This window comes from Nitrobacter vulgaris, assembly GCF_002028545.1.
Taxonomy (GTDB): Bacteria; Pseudomonadota; Alphaproteobacteria; order Rhizobiales; family Xanthobacteraceae; genus Nitrobacter; species Nitrobacter vulgaris.
Genome location: NZ_MWPQ01000016.1, coordinates 1 through 7,032, shown reverse-complemented (window position 1 = coordinate 7,032; position 7,032 = coordinate 1). Strand labels below are relative to the sequence as shown.

Below are 7,032 nucleotides of genomic sequence, written 5' to 3'. Positions count from 1 at the left end.
TTGCCCTCGCGCTGCCACTGCTGGTAGTTGCTGCGCGGCAGGAACATGCGCGCATGAAACAGCTCCGCACCACGGCGCACCGCCTGTTCGAACGGCATGCTCTCGAGCCCCCGCAGCGGATTGCGGCTGATAAAGTTACGAATCGGCCAGAAAAACGGCAGCTGCTCACCCGCCACATAGGCGGTCGAGCGTACCCGAAGACGCCGGCCGAGGTTCAATGCATCCACCATGACCACCCTCCGATCGAACCCAGCACTGCAGCAGCGGCGCTAGCAAACGCTAGCGCCCGCAAACACCATCGGACGAAAAGACTCATTGGTCGACAGACACGCCTCGCCAAATCCGGGCGATTGACTTGACATTAAAGCGGCCAAAAAGGTTAGCGTGGCTGGCCGAAGCAACTAGCCGTCCCATCTAAATGAAGCGACACATCTAACACGCGTGCTGACAGGAACCGACCGAGCAAGTCTTCGCCAAGCTTACGACCATGCTGTACAAGGGCGGCGAGCTCCATCGTATAGGACGGCACTCTCCTGAACGTCTTTAGTTGATCGACTGCGCAACTACATCGCGAGGGTCGAATACGCTTCAGTATGACGCAACGACAGCCAGGTCCCCTCTCTCGCTGAGGCCATCAACCGCCTTTCCAAAGCCGAGGGGGATCATCGATGCTGCTAAGCCATAGGAGAATCGGCCCTGGCAGCGTGACTCACACCAAACGGCTTTAGCAATTCCCGGGTAGTTCAAATGGGCTGCAAGCTCATAGTCTACGTCGCGATATCACCTACCATTCCACCTTCTCCATCTTGCGCACAACGACATGCGTGTCGCGCGTGAAGATGCCGGTCGGTCCCCAGTAATTCCATCCATAGGTGAACTGCGCATAGCCACCGGCTAAAAACAGGGGATTAATACGAATACGCGTCAGACTGTTGTGCCCACCACCGCGCCACTTCCGCTCCTGGGACTTCGGAATGTACACCGTGCGCTCAACCGCGTGGTAATACATGCAGGTGCCAGGCTGGATTCGACGGCTGACATTGGCGCGTGTCACCACCACGCCGTTGTCGTTGTAGACCTCGACCCAGTCGTTATCCTCGATACCGACCTTTTCAGCATCGCGGTCGTTGATCCACACCGGGTCCATGCCGCGAGACAGCATCAACATGCGGTGATTGTCTTTGTAGGTGGAGTGAATGTTCCACTTGCCGTGCGGCGTGATGTAGTTCAGCACCAGCGAGCGATCATCAACCCGGCTCTTCACAATATCGCCGGTCTTCCGCGGATTGAGCCGCGGCTTGTAGGTCGGTATATGCTCACCAAAGTCGAGGTACCACTGATGGTCGAGATACAGAGATTGCCGACCAGTTAGCGTACGCCAAGGCACCAAGCGCTCGACATTCATACACCAGGCGGAATACGCACGACCGTCGTTGACCAGGCCCGTCCAGCAGGGACTCGTCAGGATACGCCGCGGCTGCCGCGTCAGATCGAAGAACGTCGACGAGACACTCCGCGTAGGCTCCGCCAAGTCTGCAAGCGGCAGTCCGACATGTTGTTCCTCGTTGACGAAGCCCTGGTAGCTGACCTCACCGTTCGATACCGGCGCGCACAGCAGCACCGTGTTGGATGCGTCAAGCACATCTTCCAGACTTGGATAGCGCTTGCCACCCCACTCCACGCACCGCATATGCCTCGCATCCGGCATCGGCATGAGGGGGTTTTCCAGCATCTGGTCGTACTGCTTCTTGATCGGAATGTTCACGCCGACCGCTGAAATACCTTCCTCACGCGCCCTTGGTCCGAACGAGATGAACTTGTTGTATAGGTTCGCGTAGTCGCGTTCGACGACTCGTACGTGCGGGAAGGACTTTCCCGGCACCAGTTTGCACTCACCCTCGGCCCAGTCGAGAATCTCCGGCTGCGCCAACTCATCAGGAGTATCATGCATAAGCGGTTGAAGGACCACGTCACGCACCGGCTTGGAGAACGCCAGCGGCGCCAATTCACTGACCTTCTTGGCGAGCAGTTTAAAAATCTCCCAGTCCGTTTTCGATTCCCATACCGGCGGAACCGCCTGTCCCAGCACGTGCAAGAACGAATGCAGGTCCGTCGTGTTGAGGTCGTTCTTCTCGTACCAGAACGCTGTCGGCAATATAATGTCGGAGTATAACCCAGTCGTGTTCATGCGGAAGTTGATGTCGATCACCAGATCATACTTCCCGCGCGGAGCTGTCTCGCGATACTTAACCGTTGTCGTTTTGCCTTTCGCTCGTTCCTCAGAGACCACGTTGTCATGCGCACCAAGGTAGTGACGCAAGAAGAACTCGTGACCCTTGGCGCTCGACTGAATCGCGTTACCGCGCCAGATGAACCACACGCGCGGCCAGTTCTCTTCCGCATCGGGGTCATTGATCGCGAGATTCAACTTCTTGCTCGCAACCTGATCTACGACGTAAGCCGCAATATCTTCGGTCGTTTTCGCGCCGGCTCGTTCGGCATCAGCCACAACCTCAATCGGGTTGCGGTGGAAATTGGGAGTAAACGGCATCCAGCCGCAACGGACCGACTTTGCCTCAAGATCGATCGCGTGACCCTTGGCCCATCGTGGATTCGGCGCCGTCAAGCCATACTCCGTAAACTCCTGTTCGTAACGCCACTGACAGCTGTGGGCATAGTGCCAAGTCGACGACTGCACAACCCGCGGCGGCTTGCTCCAGTCGAGCGCCATCGCAACCGTGGACCACGACGCGACCGGAGCAAGCTTTTCCTGACCGACGTAGTGGTTGATGCCACCGCCGTTGACGCCGCAGCAACCGCACAGGATCAAAGCGACCGTCGCCGACCGATAGCAAAGGTTGTTGTAGTACCAGTGGTTGGCGCTGGCGCCCACGATCACCATGGACTTGCCGTTGGTGAGCTCGGCGTTGGTCGCGAACTCACGTGCAAACCTGATCGCTGTCTCGCGGCCGATGCCGGTGTGACGCTCCTGCCAAGCTGGAGTATACGGCGCATCCTCGTCATCGTAGCTGGTCGCAAACGAGCCTTCCAGCCCGCGGCTGTGACCGAACTGAGACATCATGATGTCAAAGCCGGTCGCGACAAGCACCTCGCCCTTATCCGTAGCGATACGCTTCACCGGAACGCCGCGCGACACAACGCTGCCATTCACGAAGTCATCGAACCCGACCTGCACCACGCCGTCGGACTGATCGATGAAGCTCAGCACCGGATCGATCGGACTGTTATCCAGCGTGTCTTCCGCGGACAGATTCCACTTGCCGTGCGTGGAGCCCCAGCGATCGCCGACCTGCCCCTTGAACGCGCGCGGCTCGCCGCTCTTCTCGTCGATAACGAGCATCTTCCAGTCGCCGTTCTCGACGTCCTGATAGCGCGCAACACGCTTGGCTCGCAGCAACCGGCCCGTCTTGTAGGTGTTGCCGTTGGGCTCGAGCTCGACAAGGAACGGAAGGTCGGTATAGCGCTTCACGTAGTCAATGAAATACGGAACCTGGCGGTCGATATAGTACTCCTTGAGAATGACGTGGTTGGCCGCCATCCACAGAGCCGTATCCTGGCCCGCCTGAAGCGGAATCCACTCGTCGCAATACTTGGCAACCATGCTGAAGTCCGGCGAAAGAACAACGAACTTGGTACCCTCGGTGCGCGCCTCAGAGATGAAGTGCACGTCGGGGGTACGCGTCATGTTCAGGTTCGACGCCATCGAAACAATGAACTTGCTGTTGTACCAGTCTGCGCTCTCGCACACGTCGGTCTGGTCGCCCCAGATTTCCGGGAACGAGGTCGGCAGATCGGCGTACCAATCGTAGAAGCTCATTAACCCGCCGCCGAAGAGCGACAAAAAGCGTGTGCCGGCCGCGAATGACAGCATCGACATGGCCGGAATGGGCGAGAAGCCCATCACCCGGTCCGGTCCGTGCTTGCGCGCAGTATACAAACAAGACGCAGCAATCAGCTCGACCAGCTCTTCCCACTTGGCACGGCGGAAGCCACCCTTGCCCCGCGCCTTCTGGATACGCAGACGCTTCTGCTCATCTTCGACCAACGACGCCCAGGCCTGCACCGGATCCGGATGCGACGCCTTGGCCTCGCGCCAAAGGTCGGCAAGAGGGCCGCGAATATACGGGTACTTCACCCGGATCGGACTATAGACATACCAGGAGGCCGAGATGCCACGCTGGCATCCGCGGGGTTCGTACGGCGGCAGACTGCGCTCAAGAAGCGGATAGTCCGTCTGCTGCATCTCCCAGGTGATGATTCCGTCCTTGACGTAGATGGCCCAGGAGCAACCGCCGGTGCAGTTCACGCCGTGCGTGCTGCGAAAGACGTTATCGTGGGACCAGCGGTTGCGGTAGAACTCTTCCCACTTGCGCTCCCGGGGATTAACGAGGTCAAGTATCCAGCTCATCAGCGTCTCCTCAGTGCTTTCGACCGGCCGCTAGGCCTGTCGGTCATCACATTCTTCAATTTGCTTCTTCAAAGCGCTCTGCGGAGTCATCCGCCGGGTCGGTCAATGAATTTGATCACGAGCTTTCGTGTAATCGCCAGATCGATACCGCTCATCACACTTTCCTTTTCCAAAGGACTACCGTTCGCCGGGAGGTGCTTTCCGCCCGTCGTTGTCGTGCGCAGGATTCATCGCGTCGAGAGTCCGCCCGCTCATTTGCAGGCAAACGAAATCCACCAACCTGATTAGTTCGGGGTAAGTGCTCTCACCGCGAGAGATACCGCAGCAAGAAGCATTGCCTTTCGGCAGCTTGGAGGACTCAATCCTAGTTGATGCTCCAACATAGACTTGCGCGTCTTGCATTTGCAATGACGCAATCCATGCACGATACGACGATCTCCTCTGCGGTAATCGCGATGGGTCGGCTAACTACACAACATTGAATAACCGCGACCGATGATGTCGCGATTGCACAGCAAGCTACCCTATCGTCTGCCCAATTCACGCCGTCGTCTTCTTCAAGTATAAAATTTTGTCGTCTCCCCCTTCCCCGCTTATGTTTTTGACTCAAGGCTGCGGTCTCGCGACGAAGTTCAACTTCACCTCCCTGGGAGGTCATGGCGCGAGCCGTGTCGCTTGCAACTGGCGCTGATCCAAGAAGATTAGACTCGGGAGCATTGGGTTGAGCATAATGAGGTACCGGAGCATGATGCAGATCATGGCGAGGCAGACGAAGGCTGTAACGGTCCTGATATAGCGCTCGAAATCGCGCATCAGGCGACTTTTGCGGCGGGATCTAAGTTCGATTACGAAATGAGTTGGTTTTCGCGGCTTGCTCGCCATGCGGCTCGGTTGCAGAAGCAAGGCTATCCGGCCCTGTTGGTCGGCGACTTTTGTCGCGCCGAGCGACCTCGACATCTATTGGTAAGGATGCCTTGGTTCAGCCGGCGCCACGCAAGCGTTCGCTTCGCTACGGATGGACGAACGCCCTCCGCGATATTTTCAGTGACAAACGTGTCTACGCGTTCTGGACCTACTGGCGAGATCGCTATGGTCGACTGCCAAGCGGTTCGCGCAAGAGTACCGAAGTCAACTGCGACTGCTCGATGAGGAACACGAAGTCGCACCGGGCATCATCGTCCGCCGTATCGGCGGTCACACGCCCGGTCACAGCGTGGTCCGCTCGCATCCGGTGACGACCGATTGACCTTCGCGGGCGATGCCGTTTTCGCGGTCGGGTTCGATCATCCCGACTGGCATAACGGCTTCGAACACGATCCTGAAGAGGCAGCCCGCGTCCGTGTCCGTCTTTTGAGGGAGTTGGCAGCAACCGGCGAACAGCTCGTGGCCACCCACCTGCCATTTCCGTCCGTCGGCGGGTCGCTGTTGAGGGCGAAGCGTTCCGTGGGTGCCCGTCTACTGAGATTACTGACTAAACCACATCCGATCAGTCCGGGTCACGGTGCGCTTCGGTGCCGGATCCGGCCCGATCGACCAAGCATCTAGAGCAACGAAACAATACCGAACTGGTCGTTGGGTCGAGTGTCTTCTTTGCCGGAAGGTGCGACTGCTCGATGACAAGACTGTGCCTACCGCAAATCAAATCCGGACATATTGATGGTGCAGTCCGTCCAGGATCGGATGGCAGAAAATGCTGTCTCGGCGGTCCGTGACATCGGCGCGTCCTTGTTCAATGACAAATGGGTGCGCGTGCCACTGTAGTAGCTCATTTACGAGAGCAGCACGTGACACAAATGGCGTTTGCCGAAGTGTCACCGGCGGAATAAAATCCGGCCACGATTTGCGAACGCAGGAGACCGCCGGTCGGCAGTCCCGCGCCGGCGGCAACCGGCACGCAATCATACCCGAAATATACAAGTGTATACGGTGCGGCCAACGCCATTGGCAGCTCTTCTGTGCGCCCTGACGATCCACGCGGCAGATGCGAGGCCGAAGCATCATCTTTTGCCGGCACTGACAACCCGATCGGCTGCTCCGATGAGGTCATGCGGCCATGTTCAGACGGTTGGTTTCCCAAGGTCAGGAAGCCAATGACAACCGACCTTCAACGCGTCATGGCAGAAGGAGCGGCAAAGGTAGTCGGAGGGCGGCCGCCTGGCTGCCCGCATCGATACTGCGGCTGCGGAGCTTCGATCTGTTGCCTTGAGAGTGCGATCGTCGTCGTTCGTCCAGTCGCGGCGAACTGCCGCTTTCTTTTTGGACAAAACTTCGCTCCTAATTTGCTACTGTCGCGGTGTAGCAGATAGCCACCGGCGCAAACCAACGCGAGTCATCATCATTTGCCGCGAACCTGTGGGTCCATGATGAAGCGTAAAAGTTCGTGGCGATTACGGCTGGTCAGGGCGTAAAGATATATCCTTGATATTTCTTTTTAGAGGTGTAGATTTGACTCGTGGCGAGGGTCCTAGTCCCTTCCTTCGCCGCAAACTCCGCGATCCGGTACAAGTACCAGTAGGTACCGGGTCGCTCTGCTCACTTCACGAAGATGGAACGGTAGCTTGATTTTGGTTCTGTACACCAACCAAACTAACGAGGGGCTGAGA

General features: G+C 57.8%; 2 protein-coding genes and 1 pseudogene. 1 reads left to right on the top strand and 2 read right to left on the bottom strand.

Annotated elements, in window-relative coordinates:
• The coding region (locus tag B2M20_RS04175) for a putative inorganic carbon transporter subunit DabA (protein ID WP_139372833.1) at positions 1–230 on the bottom strand (230 nt) is incomplete at its 3' end.
• Positions 231–784: 554 nt separating this feature from the next.
• The gene (locus B2M20_RS04170) at positions 785–4,429 is read right to left on the bottom strand and encodes a nitrate reductase subunit alpha (RefSeq protein WP_079445834.1); all 3,645 of its coding nucleotides are present in this window, start codon (positions 4,427–4,429) and stop codon (positions 785–787) included.
• A gap of 1,084 nt (positions 4,430–5,513) precedes the next feature.
• On the opposite strand from B2M20_RS04170, the pseudogene B2M20_RS04160 reads away from it, so the two are divergent.
• Positions 5,514–5,904, top strand: a pseudogene (locus B2M20_RS04160) (MBL fold metallo-hydrolase); the annotation flags it as partial.
• Positions 5,905–7,032: the final 1,128 nt, after the last annotated feature.

What these genes read in the sequence shown, in the direction of transcription:
- B2M20_RS04170 (WP_079445834.1), bottom strand. Translation starts at nt 4,429, where the DNA reads ATGAGCTGGATACTTGACCTCGTTAATCCCCGGGAGCGCAAGTGGGAA.